This window comes from Bradyrhizobium sp. P3_C3, assembly GCF_056402655.1.
Window position 1 is genome coordinate 1 of sequence record NZ_JBFUGY010000032.1, and the last position, 21,814, is coordinate 21,814.

Consider the following 21,814-nt stretch of genomic DNA (forward strand, 5'->3'; position numbering starts at 1 on the left):
GTAAGCGCTGTTTCGGTCCCACCTTCCATTGAAGGCGTCGAGCGAGGAAGCGCTGTTTCGGTCCCACCTTCCATTGAAGGCGTCGAGCGAGGAATGATCGATCTCTGATTGGAGATCGGCTTGTGTCTAAGCTTGAACATATGCTTGAGCCCAGGACCTCGGTTCGTCTGGTCGAGGTCATCACGGAGAGCGGCCGACGCCGGCAGTTCTCGGCCGACGACAAGGCGCGGTTCGTCGAGGAGACGCTGGCCCCGGGAGCCGTGGTATCGGAGGTCGCGCGGCGGCACGGATTGTCGCCGCAACAGCTGTTTACGTGGCGCCGGCAAATGCGACAGCCGGTTGCGATCCCTGTGGCTCCCGAGCCGCAGACGTTCGTGCCCGCTGTCGTTACCCCATCGTCCACGCCGCCGGAGCGCTCACCGCGGCAGCGCCGACGCCTCCGGAAGGCGCTCGAGGGCGCCGAGAACAGCAGCATCATCGAGCTCGAGATCAACGGCGTCGCGGTCCGGGTCGGCCGCGGCGCGGATGCCGCGACGATTGCGGCCGTGATCCATGCGCTGAAGACCTGCACGTGATCGGTCCGACGGGCGCGGTGCGGGTGATGGTGGCGACCAGGCCGGTCGACTTCCGCAAGGGTGCCGAAGGGCTCGCGGCCCTGGTGCGTGAGAGCATCCAGGCCGATCCGTTCTCCGGCGCCGTGTATGTGTTCCGCGCCAAGCGCGCCGACCGGGTAAAGCTGATCTATTGGGACGGCACGGGTGTGTGCCTGTTCGCCAAGCGGCTTGAGACCGGTTCGTTCTGCTGGCCCAACGTGCAGGACGGCGTCATTCGCCTGACCGCGGCGCAGCTGTCAGCCTTGCTCGAAGGACTAGACTGGAAGCGCGTCCACGCCGCGCGCGAGACACCGTCGCCGATCCAAGCGAGTTGAACTGCGGCACAGTGAATCAGTATGCATGTCGCGCTCGCGGGATGCCGCGACGCATGGTGTAATCGCATCATGGCGACGACGGCCGACACGCTTCCGGACGATCCCGGCACGCTCAAGGCGATGCTGCTGGCCGAACGGGCGCGCGCCGCGCGGCTCGAGCAGATCATCAAGGAGTTGCAGCGTCATCGCTTCGGCCGCCGGGCCGAGACGCTGCCGGAGGACCAGTTGCTGCTCGGCCTGGAGGAGGTCGAGCAGGTCGAGGCGAGCAGTGATGCGGCGACCGATGCAGCCAATGCTGCCGAGCGATCGAGCCGAGCCGCACGGCGCCGCAGGAACAGAGGAGCGTTGCCGGCGCATCTGCCGCGGGTCGAGATGCTGGTCGACCTCGACGATCACGCCTGCCCGTGCTGTCAGCAGGCGCTGCACCGGATCGGCGAGGATGTGAGCGAACGACTGGATATCGTCCCGGCCCAGTTCCGGGTCCTAGTCGTAAGGCGGCCGAAGTATGCCTGCCGGGCCTGCGAGACCATGGTACAGGCACCGGCGCCAGCGCGGCTGATCGAGGGCGGGCTACCGACCGAAGCCACCGTGGCGCAGGTACTCGTCGCCAAATATGCCGACCATCTGCCGCTGTATCGGCAGGCTCAAATTTACGCCCGCCAGGGCCTCGAGCTGGATCGCTCGACCCTGGCCGATTGGGTCGGGCGGGCAGCCTTCCTGTTGCGGCCGGTGCATGAGCGACTGCTCGCGAGGCTGAAGCAGTCGCCAAAACTGTTTGCCGACGAGACCACCGCCCCGGTGCTCGATCCCGGACGCGGCCGCACCAAGACCGGCCAGCTCTGGGCCTATGCCCGCGACGACCGGCCCTGGGGCGGCACGGACCCGCCCGCCGTCGCCTATGTCTACGCTCCCGATCGCAAGGCCGAACGGCCGATCGTCCACCTCGCGGGTTTTGCCGGCATCCTCCAGGTCGACGGCTATGCCGGCTATCGGGTCMTGGCCGAGCGCGGTGACGTAGAACTGGCGTTCTGCTGGTCCCATGTGCGCCGGCGCTTCTACGAACTCGCCGCGGCCGGTCCCGCACCGATCGCCAGCGAGGCACTCGAACGTATCGCCGGGCTCTACGTCATCGAAGCCGAGATCCGCGGCCGCACCGCCGACGAGCGTCGCGCCGTCCGCCAAGAGAAGAGCCGGCCGATCGCCGACGAGTTCGAACCCTGGMTGCGCGCCAAGCTTGGTCTGATTAGCCAGAAGACCAAACTCGCGGAGGCCGTCCGATATGCGCTGTCGCGTTGGGACGGGCTGACGCGCTTCATTGCCGACGGCCGCGTCGAGATCGATTCCAACGTCGTCGAGCGCGCTATCCGCCCAATCGCGCTCAACCGCAAGAACGCCCTGTTCGCTGGCTCGGACGGCGGCGGCGAACACTGGGCCGTCATCGCCTCACTGATCGAAACCTGCAARCTCATCGGCGTCGAACCCCACGCCTATCTCGCCGACGTCATCACCCGCATCGTCAACGACCACCCGAACAGCCAGATCGACGAACTGCTACCCTGGGCCTATCTCGCTACCCAAGAACGCTGGCGCGTGGCCTGAGAACATCGCTTACGATCATCAAATCGTCAAGGCTCGTTGTGTTGCGCGACGGAATTACGTTAGACGATCGTTTGGAGACAAATTCACCTAAGAGGGTTTCAGCAGACAAAATCGGTCAGCTCAATCAAGCTTAAGCGTCAGCTCGCAACGGCGACCTAGCAGGAAGCATCAAGAGCATCAGCGAGTCGAGCGGCGGTTTTGGGGTCAAGGCGGAACAGCTTTATAGCCTTTGCGACACGGGTCGTAGGCGGTCTCACTGCTAAACTTAGGCCTTAGGCTCGTCCGGAAAATCGAAGCTGAGAAAAATGAGGGTGACCGCTCCGACGATCAAGAGCACGACGCACAGCGCCGCGATTCCGTAGGGCCACACTTAGGTCTCCGTTGGAAAGAACGAAGCCGACGCGCCGAGTATAATGGCACGCCGGCGTCGCCATGCTGAATCCGGACAGGGCAACTCGTCCGGTGACGGCAGCGTAATCGGGCAACCGACGAGCGCAATCGAAGGCTGAAATTAAGCTTGAGCGGTAGGGTAAATGAGGGAGGAACTGCCCGACAAGCGAAGGCGTGTGCCCAGAGGAAGAAGCCGATGACCTGTTCGACTAACTTTCATGTCAAGACGCGAGGATCGGACTAGATCACAAACGTCGTACCAAGATTAAGGACCATCTTTACCATCCACTGGCCCCTGATCGTAAAGGTCATCGGGTTCGTGTTGGGTAAATCGAAATTAAAAAAGACGCTTCCACTCTTATTGAATGCCACGCCGGACAAGTCATCTGGTGAAAAGGACACGTTTTGCGTGACGTCACCGCGATGCCCCTTAATGTCCTTCAACGAAAATGGGCCGCTGAAGGTGCGCATAAGTTGCGTGTCTAATTGGAAGTCCGTGTCCGCAACACCACTTCCCGAGATTGGTCCGGAGCAACCCAACAGTGCTGCGATGTTAGCTACCCTGCTGCCAATCTTAAACGATATCGATGCGGTGCCCGACGACGTGCGTACCCTCAGCACGTGCGCAGCAATAAACCAGTCGTCCGCCTTTGTGTCTGCTGCCACGGCCGCCTCCCGCTGTAACTGAAACCTCTCGCCAGCGACTGGAGATTAACCGTCCTGATGTCATACCCATGTGAAGAGGTTCACACGACGTAAAACGACATCGGGTGATGCGCCCATTGTGTTGTTCAACAGAAAGGCCGCAGCGGCGAACCACTGCGGCCTGCTGCCGGGTTAAAATTTATAAGTGAAATATTGAGTCCAGCCCCGGCGAGATGAAGCCTACAGCGCGGGTGCCTGGGCGCAATGTCGTCGATGTTACACTGTGGGACAATTAAATGCGTCAGCTTCGCTGACTGAGGTGGGACTCGCCGGGGCTGGCGAAGGCGAGCCCTCAACCCCAAGGCCGCGAAAGCTAAAAGCTCCGGCTGCCTTGACGGACGCAGTAGTCTGCACCTGATCGGCGCAGATGCGAGCGTTAAAACAATATCGAAATTTGGCGGCTCCCTCAACGAAGCCAGCGTCAATTTACCGCTGATGCCCCAGGCCGATATCCGTCGCGCCCCTTGCCATAGCTCTATGGCGTGACCAGCCACCGGTGACAGGGGCTCATTAATCCTCCGGGCGCAGCGAATTAGCTCGCTATCCGTCCTCGAAAGGCGCAGCACTGCTCTAGCCATAATGCTCAGCGATGGCCGGATGACCCCGCAATTGCCGCCGTCACCCTTGCCTCGGCAATTTGGGGGCAGCTAGTGAGGCTATCCATGTCGACAGGTTCGATTCCCTTGCCGAACGTGCTTATCGTCGAAGACGAGATGGTCTTACGCATGCGCGCGGTAGACATCGTAGAAGATGCGGGGTTCAATCCCGTCGAAGCCGTCAATGCGGACCAGGCGATCTCTATTCTTGAGTCCCGCTCAGATATCTCCCTACTGTTTACCGATATTCAAATGCCCGGTAGCATCGACGGCTTGACACTCGCCCACGCCGTGCACAACCGCTGGCCAGCGATCAAGATCATCCTGGTTTCCGGTCAAGTGATGCCCACCGATTCGGAAAGGCCGGCGGACAGCCGATTCTTTGCCAAACCGCTCGCTGTCGACCAGATGATCACCGAATTGCAAGCAATGGTAGGTACAGGCGCCCTTTTGATTGTTCCTGACGCAACCGGATTGCCGGCAAACCAATCGCTTCCCGCCGCTCTGCCAACCACCCCGTCGTCGCGTTCCGCACAGGAGGTGGTTTTGTCGGCGGAGAACCACAGCCTTCGGTTACTGCTGGAGCAAGCCGGCATCGATGCGGAAACTCTGCTTGTCCAGGCAGGTATCGATGCCAAGGAGCGAGAGGTCGCCGACAAATTGCAGAAGCTGATTCTTGGCGAACTTCATCATCGCATCAAGAACACCCTTGCCACCGTGAGCGCGATCGCCTCGCAGAGCTTTCGCGCAGCTTCCAGTGTCGAGGACGGCCAAACGGCCATGGAGGGCCGGCTAGGCGCGTTGGGACGAGCCCACGACCTGCTGATGCAGGTGAACTGGGCAAGCGCGAGTCTTACCCAGACTTTCCAGAGTGCCACAGAGCCCTACGACAGCCAGGGAGCCAGGCGCTTCCACTTCAACGGGCCCGATCTGAGGATTACCTCAGGCGCGGTTATAGCGCTCGCTATGACTTTCAACGAATTGTGCACCAATACGACGAAATTCGGCGCTCTCTCTGGCCCGGCCGGTCGCGTTGAAATCGCGTGGACGATAGATGAGTTGAAGCAGAGGCTTTACTTGGTCTGGACCGAAAGCGGAGGTCCCGAGGTCGCGCACCCAACCCGACGAAGCTTTGGCACCCGCATGATGAAATCTCTAGGCCAGCAACTGAACGGCGAGGTGCAACTTGCTTACGAAACATCCGGTTTTAGATACTCGCTGGATGTGCCGCTTGGTTCCGTCGCGGCGCCCGCGTGAAGGAGGTGATCGTCCGCTCTTTGGTACCATTGAGACATGCAGCCTTTACCTTGTCAGGCGGTCTTTGACCATGTGAAGCGTGACGATCACGCCCTCCGCACTCCAATCGCACGAAATCGAGCCGCCAAGCTGGGCCGTCATGCTGCGATTGAGCAGCTTGCTTCCATATCCACCTTCACCAATCGGAGACGCGACGGGCGGGCCGCCGCGCTCGGTCCAGACGACTACCACCTCGGTATCATGCGCGGCGCAGGATATATCCAGTGTGCCGGTTGGTGAGGATAGCGCGCCATACTTCAGTGAATTGGTGGCCAGCTCATGGACAACGAGCGCGAGCGTTGTAGCCGCTTGCTCGCCGACGCCCATGCGGGGGACTGAGACGCGGACGCGACCGCTAAACGCTCCCAAGTCGTCATAAGGCGCAAGCAGTACGGTCAAAAGATCGCCTAACAGCGCCGCTTTTCCACCCTGACCGGGAAGGGGCCGGACAAGATCATGGGCGCGACCTAGCGCCGTCAGCCGATGCGTAAGTTCTTTCGCCATGTCGGCGGTCGTCTTGGCGGACCGCGAAGTGATGGCGGTGAGACCGGATGCAATGGCCAGTAGATTTTTCACCCGGTGGCTCATTTCGCCAGCGAGCAACTCATGGCCTTCCTCAGCTTGCTTGCGTCCCGTCACGTCGATGAAAATTCCGTACATGATGCGACCAACAATGCCCGCGTCATTTCCCTGGCCGCGAGCGGAAAGCTGAACGATGCCGATGAGCGCGTCAGGTGCTCAGCTTTGCACACGCTAGCATGCGACCGGTGTAAGGAAGGGGCCTGCAAGCCCGAGGAAGGTGAAGTGCTTCCCAAGGCAATAAGATTGCTTGCGCGCGACCCCGATGCGCACGTCCGCGCAATGGCGATAGAAGTGGTCGGACAATTCGTTCACACCAATGCTCTTGCCGCTGCGGCAGTCTCCGCTGCACAGCAAGATGATGAAAATTCAACCGTTCGCAAGAAAGCCGGATGGTATGTGCCGGGAGGTCCGATCTACAGGCGGACCAAGCCGAGGCTTGGTACAATAGGTGCTGAACAGTCTCGCTAAGTCGGCAACGGGTCAAAATGCGAAGCACTCAGCGTGAGCAAATCCAGTCCGTTCCGACCCACTAAGCGGACCTCAAAGAGAGGTGTCGGCACTTCGCATCTCGGCCATGAGTAGACATGCGCCGAGACTGGTTAGGATCAAGAGCTTCCGTCGTTGCCACGGAAGAAATAAACCCTGGTCAAAAAATACACCAAGCAGAGGAAGAAGCCCTCAAAAAACAGCAGCGTGGCTATGAATAAAATCGGCTCTCCGGATGGAACAATCGTTCTGGTGAAGCCCAGCTTTTCCCAGCCGATTGTCAGGCGTCCGAATAGATATGGATACAGCGCAACCGAGATCGCCCCCGCTGCAAGTCCTGCGATCGCAATCCACTTCTCCCATAGGGGCCGAGCAGCCAATCGCCTGAGATTCTCTGTTCTCATTTTCTGGCGTTCGGCATCGCTCATCAGCAAGACACGGCCGTCAAGAATACCGACGTTGGCCAGCCATCGTTTCCATCGCGACAAAGTTGCGAAGCGCTGAGCTTGGCTTTCTTCGAAGTCTGTTTCGTTCATAGCAGGCTTACGCGCGTGTTCCCATGTTGATCAAGGAAAGTGTTAGCTCTCCATAGCCGAGTTCTGAATACAATTCCGAGTCGACCGCAAAGGATGCGTAGGCGCCGACGTTACCGGCAAAACAACGCTTCGCAGTCGTCGAAACTCTCCGATAAATTTCTTGGTAGTTTTCGGGATATGTCTGGACGATCGGTGCAGCTTTAGCTTCGAGTTCGGCCGGTGTCGAAGAACAGCCCGCAAGTAGCAATGTGGCGCAAACCGCCACGATTCCCAAATTACGCATATTGGTCCCCCAGACCCAAGGCGCCACCATAGAGCGAGGGAGGTGGGGAGGGCAACCGCCTCGGATTGGACTTTAGACCGATTTGTTGCGCTAAGCTCGGCTCATGACCGCCCCTCCAGCCATCTGGAAGTGATGACGGTCCCAGAGACCACATAATCTCCGCATGCAGCGCAGTGAAAACCATCGCCGTCATGAGTTTTCGGTAGCGGCTCAGCAAGTTTCCCGCAGACTGCGCAACGCATCGCTTCACTCCAGTTTGAGTTGGCGAGACCAGGGCGCGCTAGAATCGGCGAGACCATTCGTCCAGCAGTCTTTCGATCTTGATCAATAGCGCCATTTCAGCCGCGCCAGCCTCGATCTTTTTCTTCGAACGTCGGAGAAACACCGTTAGATCATCAGCAAAGTCAAAGGGTCTACGTGGTGATGTGGATTTAGCCAACTTCCAATAGGGCAGTCAAATGAGCCGGACGACAGTGGAAGTAAATGACTGACTTAGATCTTAATGCTAGCGCGGGTATCGATCTCTCCACGCATTTCTGTGCAAAGACCTACTATACCGGCCTAAGAGACGCGGGCTGCGACCCCGTCGTTTACGCTCTTCACATCCATCTCGGGGAGTCCTCGGTGAGCAACCTCAACAAATGGGCTGCGCGGCACGATCCGGACGGCGCGCTGAGGCTGGAGTGTGCGCGCGCTGCGTGGGCCAAGCGGACTTCAGACGACGAGATCATTGCGCTCGGCATCCGTCAGTAGCTGAAAGGTCACTGGCCCGCCTCAGCGCAAGTTGGGGCGGGCTTATTGTGCTACTTAGCTTTGTCTTCTGCTGATATTGCGGATTCCATGCTAAAATCGAACAGCAATTTTTCAGTAAATATTTCAGGAGGGGTCCCGGAATGACTAAGCTGATTTTGATTGCTTTTGTTGCTTTGGTTCTGACCGCCGCCGTTGGACAGGCTCAGCAGGGCGCGCTTCGCAACCCGCAAAAATGGGAGAAGTGCCGGCAGCTCGCTACCGAACGCGGCTTTTCGAGCGCAGGCGGAATAATGAAGGGACAAGGTCGCGCCAAGAGAGAGTTTGTGCGAGCCTGCATGCAGGGGAAGCAAAGCTAACTGGCGATTGCTGCGCTAAACTATATCATCGGCGGCCGGTCGTACCTGACACCCATCGAGCCCGCGCCGCCGAGGCCCGCTCCAGTCGCGAAGCTGGGGCGGGCTACCGCTTTCCCCGGAAGCGCGCTAAGCGTGCACCAGCAGGGGACGTCACATGTCAGACAAGGCCCGCGAGTTTATCGATTTCTGGGCTGAGAACAGCATCCACGCTGTCGAGCAGTACCGGACTGCGGGCGCGTCGCAGGATGTGGCGGAACTAACGCGGCGTCTCATCGGAGCTGCCAAAGGGCAGGGCATTTCGGAGGCCGATTTGCGGGCGGCGATTGGCGACATCGCCGCCTACATCGAAGAGCTTCTGAGGGCTGCGAACACGGCTGAAAGCGAGCGACGTCAGTCTACGTAGGTGCGCCGCAACCCTTGCGGATGGTCAGTCTCCTTCGCGCTATTTCCCGTTCAGTGCAGCAGCGATCTTGCCGCCGATGGCCTCCACCGCCCGGCGCGCCGCCTCGTCAGCCAAGTGAGCGTAACGCTGCGTCGTGCTGGGATCGGCATGACCGAGGAGGGTACCGATAACCGGCAGGCCCATCTGGTCGCCGATTCCAACGCTGGCAAAGCTATGCCGCAAGTCGTGGATCCTGACGCCGCTCACACCAGCCCGCTTGCAAATGGCAGTCCATGGGCGCTTCAGGTCTGCGCGCGGTTTCTCATTCTTAGTCCCGGCCGATTCGCCGGCAATCACAAATGCGCCCAGCCTGGTCAGGGACTTGATGATGTCGAGAGCGGCGGTCGGTAGGTAAATCGATTTCTTGCCGGTTTTGCTGTCGGCCAACCGCAACACACCGCGGTCCAGATCAACTTCAACCCAGCGCAGGTGCAGAATTTCCCGCAAGCGAGCGCCCGTGAGCATGAGCAATCTGACGGCCGCGGTGGCATAAGGTGACATTTTCACAAGCTGCCCCACAGGTGCATGCTTGGCGTCCCCTGCATCTACCGGCAGGCCCACGGTCTCGGCCTCTATCATGGCGTTGCCGATCGCCAGCAGCTCGGCGGTAGTGAGGAAGCGTTCGCGACCCTCTTCCTCGTTTAACTTGACTCCGGACGCCGGGTTCATGCCTTCCGGCACGTGACCGTGGCGTGAGCCCCAGCCGTAGGCCGCAGACACCAGCTTGATTGCCCGATTGGCGGATACGCGGGCCTCGCGCGACATCAGGGCGTGCGCGCGTTGTACATCAACCCGTGTCAGCACCACTGCCTTGGTTGAGCCCATCCGAGGCTTAACGTGCTTCTTGTGCAGCATGCGGTAAAGGCCGGCGGTGGACGCTTTTTTGTGCTCGGCGACGTATTCCTCGATGTATTTTGAGACCAGTTCCTCAACCGTCAGGCTGGCCCGCTCGTCGCTTCGGTTTTGAGCAAGGTCCTTTCCCAGTGCAGCGTTAGCAATCGCCTTACGGGCCGCCTCGCGGGCCTCATTGGCCTTCAGGGTGCCGACCCGGCCCAGCTTCAATCGCTTCTTGCTGCCGCCGGCTACGGGGCGGAATTCGGCGAAATATGTGCCCGTGCCCGTGGTGGTGCGATAGAGCCCGAAGCCAGCCAGTTCATCGTCGAAGTAAAAGGTTGTTTTATTCGGGACCGCAGACTTCATCAGCGCGGCTACGCTATCGGTCGAAATCCTGATCTTGGCCATGCCCCACCAAATTTATAGCCAGTATGTAGCCAGCAGTCTGGCTATTGCTCCGAAAAAGGCAAGTGGTCATTGGTTTGATTGTGTTGGATTTGTAGGGGTTTTCTACGTTTCATCCAACGTCAGGAATGGCTATAAAACAGGTCGTTTATAACTGGGAGACTAGGGGTCGGAGGTTCAAATCCTCTCGCTCCGACCATTTTTTCCAACTCATCCGTGGATTGACCGTCGGCGTGGAGTCTGCTCCCGCTGCGTGACGCATGCGCGACGACCGGTAGCGGGCGGCTGCTTCTGGGGGCGGAAAATTAAAATGTCGAAAACAACCCCATGCACAGTAGCGAACCCATTGGCGAATTATGTTTTTCCGAAGTGGTTTGACGCGTCGGGCAAAACAGGGGCATGATGTCACCATGCCAGCCTGTTGGACGGGGGAATATTCACGGCAGCTGCTTCAATGCATTGCGTCGCAGGGACTTGGGAGGCGCGACGTCCGGAGCGGAGTTGTCTTCTCCCCGCGCTATGATGTGTAACCTGTCATGGCGGCAAGCAAGTAGCGTGCGCGCCGCGCGAGTTTCACGGTAGTCAACCTCCCGGTTGCGAAGGCGCTCGGCCTGGTGCTTCCAACTTCCGTTCTGAGCCGCGCAGACGAGGTGATTGAATGACATCTTGCTGATGAAGTTCACCAGGCCTCATGTCTTGCGTCGGGGGTTGCTAGGATGGGTAGGTAGCCCGCTGCCCTTGGCGAGGTCGCGGTCCAGTTTAAACGGTTTGGTAAGAATGGAGTCTTGATATTGGGACGGGCTTGGGGACTCACGGGGTCCCTTAGATGGAGCGTTCAGCGCGATCCAAACGAAAAGTAAGTCGAAAGCGCTGGGTTGTTTGTTACGGTAATTTTTCTATTGAATGTCGAGACGAAGATGGCGCGAAGAATTTGGCAGCCAAGCTCCGTAAGCGCCGATACCGTGTCACAGCCCGGACAGCCGATGGCGTCTCGCCTTCGTGGCGAGTAGAGCCAGACGAAATCGACGAGTGGATATCTTCACCCACGCGCCCTAGTCGCTCGCCGCGGGTTCGGCCTACGAAGAATCGATGATTTGCGAAACACTCGAGTTGGATCGCGGCTTCAGCACGTTGGTTTCGCCCGCGTCTAGTTCAACCTCGGACACACTCTAGCCCCGATTTGGCTGCTGGAATGCTGGCTCTCGCGACTCATCTGGAGTTGCAGCCAACTTGGGTCGAGATTGGTTCCGCAGGAGGAACGAGCGCTCCTGCAGCTATCCAGCGATCGGTCTTGCGTGTGATCCATCGCAAGGCCTGTGAAGGCCCCGGTCTTCCCCATTGGCTGGGGCCTTCCTTTTGCGCCAGATCACAAAAATATTGGCATCGCGGCGTCTGAGGAACGACTCTCCAAGGGAGAGATTGAAAAATCGGTCTGTGGCGAATCTGGACCTCCTCAAGGTCTCGCCATCCACCCGGAACGGCCCCACCGTCCGACGCGCGTTTGGCGATGGGCCGGTTTTCGTAGGTATTCACTCAACTCCCGCCGGCTCACAAAGTCGGCGGGGTTTTTGAGCTAGCCGTCTTGGCATCGGACTCCGAAGTTGTCGCAGGTGCGAGCGAAGGCATCTGCAGCATTTGCGTCTTCAAAGCAAAAAAGTGTGCCGACGTCGGCACGATCGATCCACCAGTCGACCTTGTTCGCCCTCGCAATGCGGGAAGCCTCTCCGCGCAGTAGGTCGAGCTGTCTTCCGGCGGCATGGACTATCAGGCAATTTTTCTTGGGCATATGTTTTGTCCTCAATAGGAAAGCTGAATTGATCGCCATCAAAAATGGAAAACTCATGGCCATGGGCTCGGCTCAATGCCGCCCGCAGATAAATCAACTGCTTAGCGGGATGCCCGCTCTCCCGCGTAGAGCGGGCATGAGGCGACGTTTTCGCAAACTACCTCAAATATCCCACCACCATCCGCGTTGTCTCGTCCACCAGCGTCCGCACCATCTTCTCCGAGAGCATCTCGGCCTGGTTCAGCACCGTGTTGTGCGCGACCGCCTCGATCGCACTGACGCAGATGAAGGTCGCCAGTCCCGGGTCGATCTTGCGCATCTCCTTGCGGCGGCTTTCGAGATAGGCGCGCACGAGGGTGTGGACCTCGCGGTTGAAGGCTTCGACGTCCTTGAGCTGGCCGGTGCGCGGGATCTGCTCGGCAAGCACCCGATGTAGTTTGGGATCGATACGGTGGGCTTCGATCGCGACGGTGACGAGGCGGCGCACGGCTTTGTCGATCGGCAGGTCGGCGACCTCGGTGAGGGCGGCACGGACGATGCCCATGATCTCCTCGTTGTGACGGTCGATCACGGCGGCGACGAGCGCCTCCTTGCTGGGAAAATACTGATAGAGCGAGCCGACGCTGACGCCGGCGATTTCGGCGATCCGGTTGGTGCTGGCTTTCTCAAAGCCTTCGCGGACCAGAATGCGAGCGGTTGCCTCGACCAGCGCGTCGACGGTGGCGCGCGATCGCGCTTGCAAGGCATTTTTCCGGGGTTTTGTTGGCGGTTTGCGCGCCATGGGCCTGCGATCCGAATGCGAGTAGGAAAAGCGAGCGAATGCTCGCATTATATCCGCATGTGGCGGCGGTCGACACAAGCCTTTTCGTCGCCCATACAGAGAGCCCGGTCTGGAGGAGACCTGACATGAGCGTTGCAAAGATCGCATCGGCCTTCCAGTTCTGTCCGGGCGGCCGGCTGTTGAGGATGCGGCCATCCGGCGATCCCGCGCCGAGCCTGCAGAGTCGTTGCTTCAACGCGCTGTTGCGGCAGCTTCCGTTCAAGAAGCACCTTGCCTCGGCCGAGGCCGTGCAGGCGCATGTGCAGAAACTCGCATTGCAGCCGGCCTCCTACGAGCCGACGGGTTTGGGCCGCGGCGTCGAGGTGACGTTGACCAAGATGGGCGGATGGCCGGTCTATTACACGGCGCCATCATCGGGCCATGAGGGCTGCAACCACGTCATGTTCCTGCACGGCGGTGGCTTCATCAACGAGATCGTGCCGGCGCATTGGCGCTTCGTCGGCCAGATGACGCGCAAGGCGCGCGTCGTCTGCGTCGTGCCGATCTATCCGCTTGCGCCGCATGCCACCGCCAAGGATCTCGTGCCGGCGACGGCCGAACTGTTGCGGATGCTGCTGGAGGATGTCGGGCCCGCAAAGGTCACGGTGGTCGGCAATTCCGCCGGCGCGGGACTGGCGCTCGCTGCCTGCCAGTGGCTGCGCGACCGCCGGCATCGGCAGCCGGGCCGGCTGATGCTGATCTCGCCGGCGGCCGATGCATCGGTCAGCCGTCCGGAGCAGGTCGAGATCGCAGGCCGCGATCCGATCCAGGACATTCCGGGGATCATTGAGGCGGGGCGGCTCTATGCCGGCGAGCTCGATGTCGGCCATCCCTTCGTCAGCCCGCTCAACGGCGCCTTCCGTTCGCTCGCGCCGATGACAATCTTCTCGGGCACGCGCGATCTGCTCTATCCCGATAGCGTCGATCTCGCGGAGCGCGCGAGGGCGGCGGGCGTGCCGGTCGAGCTGCATCTGCTCCGTGACCAGCCGCACAATTTCGCGCTGATGCCGACGCCGGAAGGGCGACAGGCGCGTGCGATCATTCTGCGTGCAGTGGCTTAAAGGGAAGGCGTGATCGTCGTCACAGGGGCGCGCCGCCGCAATGGGGTCTGGCGCTAGCGGTGCCCGCGCGGAGAGACCAGGCTACCTCCGGGGCGTTTCCTCATCCGTAGTCTTGCGGGGCCTTAGGCGTGGCCCTTGATCTCGTAGTGACCCGGCACGCATTTGTAGCGCTCGAGGCGCCAATTGGCGTGATAGATCGGATGCTCGCCCATCCATTTGGCAAGCGGGGCCTGTGCGCCGATCGCGCACTGCATCATCGACATCTCGGGCGTCATGTTGCTGTCGGTCACGATTTCCTCGATGCAACTGCCTGAGCTGGCTGCGCTCAGCCGGCAGAGCACGGCAACCACGGTCACGAACATTCCTGTCACCTCATCGGTAGTTTCAGACCACGAAGAGGATGCAAGCGGAGTGCCAGAGCCTGTGACACAAACAACACGCTGATCTGGCCGACTCGACCCAGCGTCCAACCTCATTTGATGATTCGGATTGTAAAAAAATTGCCCCTAAACCGAAGCCGGGCAAATACGGGGAATCCCCAAGGAAAAAGGGCGAGGAAGGATCGCAGGAATGAGCGATTGTGGGGGCAGCGCCGCGCGAACCGCCCCTTCACAAGGCCCGCGCAGCCGATAGGCTCGGAAGCGGGCGGATACTCGTCAAGAGAGCGGGACCGCCACAGGACCAAAGGAAACGCGAGGGCAGACCATGAAGGCACGACCGACCGGCGTGATCCCGCCGATGACGACGCCGTTCCGGAAGGACGGCGAGATCGATCTTGGGCTCGTGGCGCCCCAGGTCGACTGGATGATCGGCGCCGGCGCGCATGGCGTCGCGGCCGGCGGCTCGACCGGCGAGGGACACACGCTCGATCACGAGGAGTATCGCGACCTGATGGCCGCGACGGTCGAGGCGGTGAAGGGACGCATTCCCGTGATCGCCGGCATCATCGTGGACTCCACGCGCGATGCGATCCGCCGCGGCAAGCTCGTGCGCGACATGAATGTCGCAGCACTCCAGGTCACGCCGGTGCATTATCTGTTCAAGCCCGACGACGAGGCGATGGTCGCGCACTTCCGCGCCATGGCAGACGAGACCGGCATGCCCATCATCATCTACAACGTGGTGCCGTGGTCCTATCTGTCGCCGGCGCTGCTGGTGCGGATCATGACCGAGGTGCCGCTGGTGGTGGGCGTCAAGCAGAGCGCGGGCGATCTCAAGCTGTTCGCGGATCTCATGATGATGGCGCCGGACAAGCTGATCTACAGCGCGGTCGATGCCCTCATGTATCCGTCCTACACGCTCGGCGCCCATGGCTCGATCGCCGCGATCCTGACCGCGGCGCCGCATGCCTCCGTCGCGCTGTGGGATGCGGTGAAGGCGGGCGACCATCCGCGGGCGCTCGACCTGCACAAGAAGCTGTTGACGCTGTGGAACGCCGTTATCGCCGACAATCTGCCGGCCTGCACGCGTTACGCCCAGACGCTCCAGGGCTTGCCCAGGACCTATCCGCGCGCACCGATGCCGGAGGCCTCGCCGGCGCAGCAGGCCGCCACCCGCAAGGCGCTGGAGGCACTCGGCGCGTTGAACGGGGTGCGTGTCGAAGCGGCCGAATAGTCCGCCGGCCGAAATTATCGATGTCGAATGGCAGCGCCGATCCGCTTTTACCTGCGGATGCGGCGCTGCTACATTTTGCGCGCGCCGCGATGCGCGGCGCTAGCTGTGAAGAAACATACCGACAAGGGGAGGGACCGAAGTCCCATGAAGGATTTTGCAGGAAAGATCGCCGTCATCACCGGCGGCGGCACGGGGATGGGACGCGAGCTCGCACGGCAGCTCGTCGCGGAGGGCTGCAATGTCGCGATGTGCGACGTCTCGGAGGCCGCGATGGCCGAGACCAAGCGGCTCTGCGAGGTCGAGAAGCTGCCGCAGGGCCTGCGGGTCACGACCCATGTCGCCGACGTCTCGATCGAGGATCATCTCAAGCGGTTTCGCGATGAGCTCGCCGAGCAGCAGAAGACCGACCGGATCCATCTCCTGTTCAACAATGCCGGCATCGGTGGCGGCGGCAGCCTGTTCACCAACACGCGCGAGCAGTGGGAGCGTACCTTCAACATCTGCTGGGGCGGCGTCTATCTCGGCGTGCGCACCTTCCTGCCGATGTTGGTGGCGGCGGACGAGGCCCACATCGTCAACACCGCGAGCGTCAACGGCTTCTGGGCCTCGATCGGAATGGGGCAGGCGCACACCGCCTACAGCTCGGCGAAGTTCGCGGTGAAAGGATTTACCGAAGCGCTGATCAACGACCTTCGCCTGCACGCGCCGCATGTCAAATGTTCGGTGGTGATGCCCGGCCATATCGGCACCTCGATCGTCTCCAATTCGCGCAAGGTGCAGAGCGCCGACGGGTCGGAGCGGCTCAATGCCGATGAGGTCGCGCTGACCCGCAAGCGCATGGTCGCGGCCGGCGTGCCGGATGCTGACAAGATGTCGGACGAGGACATCCAGGCTGCGTTCGCCGAACGCGCCCGCAGCTTCCTCGAGGACGCGCCGACGACGGCTGCGCAGGCCGCGAAGATCATCCTCAACGGGGTCAAGGCGGACCGGTGGCGCATTCTTGTGGGCGAAGACGCAAAGCGCCTTGACGAACGCGTGCGCGCAACGCCGGAGCAGGCCTACGACCGCGCCTTCTATGAAAGCTTTACGCAGGAAGTTGGCTGGCGGCTCGGTTGATTCGGTTTGGCTGAGACTGTCAACGAACGTCCGCGTATGTAGGTATGACGACCATCATGGCAAGAGGTGCGGACGTATTATTACACAGATAATTTACATGTTACGCAGGTAACTTTACGTGCCACCTCTTGCCACTTTCCGACGCCTTATGACGATTTGGAATGTCACGCATGCGACATGCTCCGTCGTTCAAGCAATGTTCAAGCGATGGTGATGTGAAACGGGTCTCATTCGGCGCACGGCAGCTTGGTTGGTGAACCAAAATAGTTTAGTCGATCAGGGGTAACGCCATCATAAAGCGTAGCTCCGATGATACCCGCATGCCTCTCCGACGACTGGATCCTCTGCCCGGAGAGAGAGGATATTTCCGCTGAATTCACGCGGCTCCTCACCGCGGCGCAGGAGGGTGGCGCCACCATCGCAGAATGCCTGATGATCGCGCGGCAGCTCAAGCAGGGCGGTGAGCAGTCCTGGCACCGCGAATGGAAGCGGCTGGCGCAAGCCAACCGGCAGCGTGCCGAGGCGGCGTTCGCGGAAGGCCACATGGCGACCGCGCAGCGCAACTGGCTGCGGGCGATGAACTACTACGGCGCGGCCGCGATGCCGCTGGACCAGGCCGACGAGCGCCGCTGGGTCGCGGTGCTCGCCATGCAGGAATGCGCGCGCCGCTTCCTCACCGCGCGCGGTCCGGCTGGCGAGGTCGTCACGATTCCCTGGGCCGATGACGGACACGTTTTGCAAGGCTATTTCCTGCCTGCGTCCCCGGCCGGCAAGCGGGCTCCGACCGTGATCTGCATCGGCGAGCCCGGACACCGCAAGGAAGAATTCCTGTTCAAGCTCGCGCCGCATGCGCGCGAACGCGGACTGTCGATGCTCGCGCTGGACCTGCTCGGCGACCAGCGTGACGACTATACCGACACGCTCCTGCAGCGCCGCGACCTCGAGAGCTCGATTGCCAGCGTCATGGATTATCTGGAGACACGCGGCGACGTCGATTTCGATCGCGTCGCCATCGTGGCCGACGGGTGGGGCTCTTCCTTCGTCGCGCGCGCGGTGTTGCAGGAGCCGAGGCTCGCCGCGGCCGTCTGCGACGGCGGTCTGTGGGACCTGCACGAACGATCCTTCTTCGCCAGCCGCTTTGCGATGAGCGACCTCAGCATCGTCCCGGTGCCGTCGGCGCCGTTGATGGCCTCGAGCGTCGACTGTCCGGTGCTGATCACGCTCGGCGAGGACGGCTGGCTCAAGGCCGACCGGGCGCGCCAGATCGTGCAGAAGTCGCGACTCGGCAGCTCCGACATCGTGCTGAAGGTGTTCACCGCGCAGGAGACCGGCGCGGCGCAGGCCCATGCGGACAATCCCAGCCTTGCCAACGAATACATCTTCGACTGGCTGGAATCGCAACTGGGCGCCACGGGGCGGCGGATCTGAACGCCGCCTGCTGTCTTAAAGCGCGATGAGATTGGGATGAATCGTCATCGCGATTTAGGTTGTTGCTTGGGCATGATCCTTTCGGAAAACCGCTTCGCACTTTTCCGGATCATGTTTTAGTAGTCGAGGGATATCCTGACGCAGGCCTTTTCGAGCCGGGTCTTCAGCGTCGCCAGCTTGCCGGTGAATTCGGTCAGTTCGTTCTCGTCGAATTCCTGGAAGACGAATTCGCGGATCGTTTTGTACTGCTCGTTGAGGCTTGCGATGTGCTTCTGCGTCTTCTCGACCAGCGACAGCCGCACCACGCGGGCGTCGGTCGGCGAGGGCCGCCGCCGCAGCAGGCCCTTCTTCTCCAGCAGCTTGGACTGGGTGGTGACGAAGGACGGATCGACGTGGAGCAGCTTGGAGACCACGTTGACGGGCACGCCGTCGTCCTTGTCGAGGTCGGAGATCGCCATCAGGATCAGCCATTGCGGACCGCTGATGCCCAGCGTTCTCGCCCAGAACTGACGCAACTCCTCCAGATACATGTTGATCGACGAAATTTCCCAGGTGAAACGCCTGATGATATCGAGATTGCCGATGGAGCGGAGGCGCGCCCCTTCCTTCCTGGTCGCTGACACAGCGTCACTCCCGTGATCTGATTCTTTTCCGGCCGGTGTCTTGCACGGCCATAGTCCACGCAAGTCTGCCCTGACGCAAGTGCAGAGCAGGGTAATTTTGTCACTAAAACTACAAAGATGATCAGCTCAGCATATTCCCTCACTCGCGGTGTTGCGCGCGGGGCACAGGTTTAGTGAAACAACAAAGCTGACTAAATAAACTATTTTGATTAGCGGAACGGCGCAGGCATATTGGCCCGTGACGGTGGGGGGTACTCAATCGTCCCGTTGCAGGTGGTTCGCTCACGTCCCTCGCGTCGATGCGGGTGTGTCCAAAAGCGCGAAGCGGCCGAGCGGATTTGAAAAGACGGGGATCTGGGGGGCCTCACGGTCCGGTCTCCGTAAAATGAGCAACTTGGAGGTTTTATATGAAAGTGGTGAAGAGCCTTTTGCTCGGCACTGCGGCGGGTCTGATCGCCGTCGGCGGAGCACAAGCGGCCGATCTTCCGGTCAAGGCCAAGGCGGTCGAGTACGTCAAGATCTGCTCGCTCTACGGCGCGGGCTTCTACTACATCCCGGGCACCGACACCTGCATCAAGCTCGGCGGCTATCTGCGTGCTGAAGTCGCGCTCAATGCCGGCGGCAACTACAGCGCCGCCTACAACGGTGTTTCCGGCGCGAACAACCGCCTGTCGAACTACTATTTGGCGCGCGCTCGCGAGGACCTCAACATCGATACCCGTACCGCGACTGAGTACGGGGTGGTTCGCACTTACTTTGACGCGGTGTTCACCTGGACGACCGATAACTATACGGGAAGCGGCTCGGCAACAGGCGCGACCGTTTACTCGCAACTCGGAAGCACGGGCGTGTCTGCGCCGAACAACGCAAGCTCGGGCACGATCTCGGGTGGTACGCTCGGCGTCTACTATGCGTTCATCCAGTTCGCCGGCTTCACCATGGGTAAGTCCGTGTCGCAGTTCGACGCGCCCTGGACCAACTATCCCGGCAACAACTTCGACCAGCTCGTCGGTGGCAGCGGCTCCGTGAACGGCGTCGCCCAGTTCACCTACACGGCCGATTTCGGCCAGGGCGTGACCGCGACCGTTTCGGCGCAGGACCAGACCCAGTTCTTCACGACCAACATCTGGAACACCGCCGGCATGTCCACCAGCGGCGTCCTCGGCGGTGCTTACGGCTCGAACGATATCGGCGGCACTAGGTCGCCCGACATCGTCGGCATGGTTCGTGTCGACCAGGCCTGGGGCCTGTTCCAGGCGTCGGTGGCTGCGCACGACAACCACGTCGCCTACTACGGCGCGTCCGAAGTCACCGGTCATCCGGAAGACAAGTGGGGCTGGGCCGTTCAGCTAGCTCTGCAGATCAAGAACATCCCGACCGGTGCTGGCGACGTGATCAACATCTCGGGCGTCTATACCGACGGCGCGAGCCGCTACAACTTCCAGTCGCTGGCGGCGACCAGCTACTCGATGTTCGGCGGTTCGGGCAGCGCGTATCAGAGCATCGGCTTTGCCGGCGTGTCTGACGCGGTGTTCGGTCCCAACGGCCAGCTCGAGCTGACCAAGACCTACGGTTTCCGTGGTGCCTACACCCACAACTGGAACCCGTACTGGAATACGGCGCTCTACGGCGCGTGGGCTGCGGTCAACTACAGCGGCACGGCGAAGGGCCTGATCTGCGGCAGCGCTGCGTTCGCCTCGCTGACCGGCACCTGCAACCCGGACTTCAACATCGGCCAGATCGGCGTCATCACCCGCTGGACGCCGGTCAAGAACCTGACCTTCTCGGCTGACTTCGTCTACAGCCACCTCGACCAGAAGTACTCGGGCGTGATCACCACCCCGGCGCTGGCGTCGGTTGCCAAGCCTGCGGCAACCTACGAGCTGAAGGACCAGGACACCTACAGCCTGCTGCTGCGCGCCCAGCGCAACTGGTAAGCTGAAGACCGTTCCGATCTGATAGAGCCCCGGCGGGAAACCGCCGGGGCTTTTTCATGAAAATGGCCTTCGGAAAATCCGGCAACACGTTGCAAACGACGAAGACGAGCTATGCGAATCGATCGCCCTCAAACTTATTTACTTACCTGAGTAGATCAGCTATCTTGTTTTCAGCCGATTACGAAAGTCACGGCTCTTAGCTTCATGCTAAGCCTCCAGAAACCTCCGGTGATGCCCCGCCGGAGGTTTTTCGTTTTGCGGATTTCCTTCAGCCGCGCATCACACGGGCGCGCGAGTTCGGCCGGTAGGCGAGGCGGCTGTGGCCGACGCAGTAGGACTGGCCGTCGGGCGCGGTATTGCCGCAGAAACAGAAGTCGTCCGCACCCGGCGTCGAGATCGGCCAGCGGCAGCGGTTGTCTGAGAGCTCCAGCAGCGAGCAGCGGTTGGCATCGTCGATTGGACCCGCAACCACAGGTGTGTCGGTGTCGCCGTAGATCGTGGCGAGCATCTCATATTGCAGCCGCGGTACGGCTCTCGTCCCGCGCCGCGGCGCGAGGCTCCGCACGAGCTTGCGCTCGTCGCTCGTCCTGCCGCGCGTGAGATTGAGCCGGGACAGCTTGCCGATCACCGCGTTGCGGCTGACGCCGATGTCGGCAGCGATCTCGCTGCAGGTGAGGCCGGCCTCGAAGTGCTGCTTCAGAAGTTCAATTCGTTCGTTGGTCCAGGTCGGTGAAGAAGCAGTCGGTGAAGAAGTTGGTGAGAGAACAGGCATTGTAACGGTCCCAGGTTGCAGATGTCGGCCATCCGCCTCTCGAGATCCGTCCGCCTCACGTCCGGCGCGCCCTCACGTTCTGCCGTTGTCGCGAATCGACAGAAGCCCGTCCTTGATGGCGAGACGGATGCCTTCCTCGATCAGTGTGCGTGCGACGCCGGGAACGCTGGTGCCGTGGGTGCCCTGTCTCACCAGTTTTTCCAGATAGGTGATGGTCGAGAGCGCCAAGGTTACGGGAATGCGGTCAGTCTCGGCTTTTTCGGTGGCCATGGCCCGAACGCTAACCTCATACTAGGATACTTAAAAGTAACGATTAAGACTCTATTTAGGTTCAGGGGTGGAAGTCAAATCCGGGCAAGACCGGTGTTTCAGCTCATTGGAATCGCTCGGGAAATCAGGCGCAGCTCCGCGCGCCGCGCGGGATGCCGAGCGGCGGCGGAGTGGGGACGGGGCCGGGCAGGCGGGT

General features: G+C 61.0%; 23 protein-coding genes and 1 pseudogene. 13 read left to right on the forward strand and 11 right to left on the reverse strand.

Annotated features, from left to right (window positions below; all coding sequences use genetic code 11):
- Positions 1–122 precede the first annotated feature (122 nt).
- The 3 genes from tnpA to tnpC all read left to right on the forward strand — a co-directional run bounded on the left by tnpA (position 123) and on the right by tnpC (position 2,527).
- Positions 123–575 (forward strand): IS66-like element accessory protein TnpA, encoded by a 453-nt coding sequence (gene tnpA / locus AC1DW2_RS30140; protein ID WP_144030647.1) that lies wholly within the window; start codon positions 123–125, stop codon positions 573–575.
- Positions 572–928, forward strand: a complete 357-nt coding sequence (tnpB, locus tag AC1DW2_RS30145) for an IS66 family insertion sequence element accessory protein TnpB (RefSeq protein ID WP_007606730.1) — start codon at positions 572–574, stop codon at positions 926–928. Before tnpA ends, tnpB begins: the two co-directional genes overlap by 4 nt.
- 69 nt (positions 929–997) lie before the next feature.
- The gene (gene tnpC / locus AC1DW2_RS30150; protein ID WP_477007820.1) at positions 998–2,527 is read left to right on the forward strand and encodes an IS66 family transposase; all 1,530 of its coding nucleotides are present in this window, start codon (positions 998–1,000) and stop codon (positions 2,525–2,527) included.
- 630 nt (positions 2,528–3,157) lie between these two features.
- On the opposite strand, the gene AC1DW2_RS30155 is transcribed toward tnpC, so the two are convergent.
- Positions 3,158–3,583 carry a hypothetical protein gene (locus tag AC1DW2_RS30155; protein ID WP_283016706.1) on the reverse strand — a complete coding sequence of 142 codons (426 nt, stop codon included), beginning with the start codon at positions 3,581–3,583 and terminating at the stop codon, positions 3,158–3,160.
- Between the two features lie 701 nt (positions 3,584–4,284).
- On the opposite strand from AC1DW2_RS30155, the gene AC1DW2_RS30160 reads away from it, so the two are divergent.
- The gene (locus AC1DW2_RS30160; protein ID WP_283016712.1) at positions 4,285–5,475 is read left to right on the forward strand and encodes a sensor histidine kinase; all 1,191 of its coding nucleotides are present in this window, start codon (positions 4,285–4,287) and stop codon (positions 5,473–5,475) included.
- A 45-nt stretch (positions 5,476–5,520) separates the two neighbouring features.
- Here AC1DW2_RS30160 and AC1DW2_RS30165 read toward each other — a convergent pair.
- A pseudogene (locus tag AC1DW2_RS30165) lies at positions 5,521–6,222 on the reverse strand (sensor histidine kinase); the annotation flags it as partial.
- On the opposite strand from AC1DW2_RS30165, the gene AC1DW2_RS30170 reads away from it, so the two are divergent.
- The gene (locus AC1DW2_RS30170) at positions 6,121–6,564 is read left to right on the forward strand and encodes a HEAT repeat domain-containing protein (RefSeq protein ID WP_477007821.1); all 444 of its coding nucleotides are present in this window, start codon (positions 6,121–6,123) and stop codon (positions 6,562–6,564) included. The pseudogene AC1DW2_RS30165 and the gene AC1DW2_RS30170 sit on opposite strands and share 102 nt — an antisense overlap.
- A 137-nt stretch (positions 6,565–6,701) precedes the next feature.
- On the opposite strand, the gene AC1DW2_RS30175 is transcribed toward AC1DW2_RS30170, so the two are convergent.
- Complete coding sequence (locus tag AC1DW2_RS30175; RefSeq protein ID WP_283016709.1) at positions 6,702–7,118, reverse strand: hypothetical protein; 417 nt, start codon at positions 7,116–7,118, stop codon at positions 6,702–6,704.
- A gap of 7 nt (positions 7,119–7,125) precedes the next feature.
- Positions 7,126–7,401 (reverse strand): hypothetical protein, encoded by a 276-nt coding sequence (locus AC1DW2_RS30180; RefSeq protein ID WP_477007822.1) that lies wholly within the window; start codon positions 7,399–7,401, stop codon positions 7,126–7,128.
- Between the two features lie 624 nt (positions 7,402–8,025).
- Here AC1DW2_RS30180 and AC1DW2_RS30185 point away from each other — a divergent pair.
- The 3 genes from AC1DW2_RS30185 to AC1DW2_RS30195 all read left to right on the forward strand — a co-directional run bounded on the left by AC1DW2_RS30185 (position 8,026) and on the right by AC1DW2_RS30195 (position 8,913).
- The gene (locus AC1DW2_RS30185; protein WP_283016701.1) at positions 8,026–8,154 is read left to right on the forward strand and encodes a hypothetical protein; all 129 of its coding nucleotides are present in this window, start codon (positions 8,026–8,028) and stop codon (positions 8,152–8,154) included.
- Positions 8,155–8,294: 140 nt separating this feature from the next.
- Entirely contained in the window at positions 8,295–8,510 is a 216-nt protein-coding gene (locus tag AC1DW2_RS30190) for a hypothetical protein (RefSeq protein WP_208088241.1), read from the forward strand.
- Between the two features lie 154 nt (positions 8,511–8,664).
- Positions 8,665–8,913, forward strand: coding sequence for a hypothetical protein (locus AC1DW2_RS30195; protein ID WP_283016700.1), 249 nt, complete (start codon positions 8,665–8,667; stop codon positions 8,911–8,913).
- Between the two features lie 39 nt (positions 8,914–8,952).
- Here AC1DW2_RS30195 and AC1DW2_RS30200 read toward each other — a convergent pair whose 3' ends face one another.
- From AC1DW2_RS30200 to AC1DW2_RS30210, 3 genes are all read right to left on the reverse strand, one after another.
- On the reverse strand, positions 8,953–10,194 hold the full coding sequence (locus tag AC1DW2_RS30200) for a tyrosine-type recombinase/integrase (RefSeq protein ID WP_477007823.1): 1,242 nt from the start codon (positions 10,192–10,194) through the stop codon (positions 8,953–8,955).
- Between the two features lie 1,570 nt (positions 10,195–11,764).
- Positions 11,765–12,040: a hypothetical protein gene (locus tag AC1DW2_RS30205; protein ID WP_244623311.1), complete on the reverse strand. Its 276-nt coding sequence runs from the start codon at positions 12,038–12,040 to the stop codon at positions 11,765–11,767.
- A gap of 94 nt (positions 12,041–12,134) precedes the next feature.
- On the reverse strand, positions 12,135–12,719 hold the full coding sequence (locus AC1DW2_RS30210; RefSeq protein ID WP_223154007.1) for a TetR/AcrR family transcriptional regulator: 585 nt from the start codon (positions 12,717–12,719) through the stop codon (positions 12,135–12,137).
- Between the two features lie 164 nt (positions 12,720–12,883).
- Here AC1DW2_RS30210 and AC1DW2_RS30215 point away from each other — a divergent pair, with 164 nt between their 5' ends.
- Positions 12,884–13,858, forward strand: coding sequence for an alpha/beta fold hydrolase (locus AC1DW2_RS30215; protein ID WP_354123670.1), 975 nt, complete (start codon positions 12,884–12,886; stop codon positions 13,856–13,858).
- A 122-nt stretch (positions 13,859–13,980) separates the two neighbouring features.
- On the opposite strand, the gene AC1DW2_RS30220 is transcribed toward AC1DW2_RS30215, so the two are convergent.
- Positions 13,981–14,220 carry a hypothetical protein gene (locus tag AC1DW2_RS30220; protein ID WP_028152628.1) on the reverse strand — a complete coding sequence of 80 codons (240 nt, stop codon included), beginning with the start codon at positions 14,218–14,220 and terminating at the stop codon, positions 13,981–13,983.
- Between the two features lie 343 nt (positions 14,221–14,563).
- Here AC1DW2_RS30220 and AC1DW2_RS30225 point away from each other — a divergent pair, with 343 nt between their 5' ends.
- From AC1DW2_RS30225 to AC1DW2_RS30235, 3 genes are all read left to right on the forward strand, one after another.
- Positions 14,564–15,472 (forward strand): dihydrodipicolinate synthase family protein, encoded by a 909-nt coding sequence (locus tag AC1DW2_RS30225; RefSeq protein ID WP_028152627.1) that lies wholly within the window; start codon positions 14,564–14,566, stop codon positions 15,470–15,472.
- Positions 15,473–15,616: 144 nt separating this feature from the next.
- The gene (locus AC1DW2_RS30230; RefSeq protein ID WP_071913278.1) at positions 15,617–16,588 is read left to right on the forward strand and encodes an SDR family NAD(P)-dependent oxidoreductase; all 972 of its coding nucleotides are present in this window, start codon (positions 15,617–15,619) and stop codon (positions 16,586–16,588) included.
- A 309-nt stretch (positions 16,589–16,897) separates the two neighbouring features.
- Complete coding sequence (locus AC1DW2_RS30235; protein ID WP_028152625.1) at positions 16,898–18,016, forward strand: alpha/beta hydrolase family protein; 1,119 nt, start codon at positions 16,898–16,900, stop codon at positions 18,014–18,016.
- 116 nt (positions 18,017–18,132) lie between these two features.
- On the opposite strand, the gene AC1DW2_RS30240 is transcribed toward AC1DW2_RS30235, so the two are convergent.
- Complete coding sequence (locus AC1DW2_RS30240) at positions 18,133–18,639, reverse strand: MarR family winged helix-turn-helix transcriptional regulator (RefSeq protein ID WP_028152624.1); 507 nt, start codon at positions 18,637–18,639, stop codon at positions 18,133–18,135.
- Between the two features lie 407 nt (positions 18,640–19,046).
- Here AC1DW2_RS30240 and AC1DW2_RS30245 point away from each other — a divergent pair, with 407 nt between their 5' ends.
- Positions 19,047–20,576: a porin gene (locus tag AC1DW2_RS30245; protein WP_063982925.1), complete on the forward strand. Its 1,530-nt coding sequence runs from the start codon at positions 19,047–19,049 to the stop codon at positions 20,574–20,576.
- A gap of 268 nt (positions 20,577–20,844) precedes the next feature.
- On the opposite strand, the gene AC1DW2_RS30250 is transcribed toward AC1DW2_RS30245, so the two are convergent.
- Entirely contained in the window at positions 20,845–21,348 is a 504-nt protein-coding gene (locus AC1DW2_RS30250) for a GcrA family cell cycle regulator (RefSeq protein WP_354123671.1), read from the reverse strand.
- 72 nt (positions 21,349–21,420) lie between these two features.
- Complete coding sequence (locus tag AC1DW2_RS30255) at positions 21,421–21,618, reverse strand: hypothetical protein (protein WP_007603456.1); 198 nt, start codon at positions 21,616–21,618, stop codon at positions 21,421–21,423.
- Between the last annotated feature and the right edge of the window lie 196 nt (positions 21,619–21,814).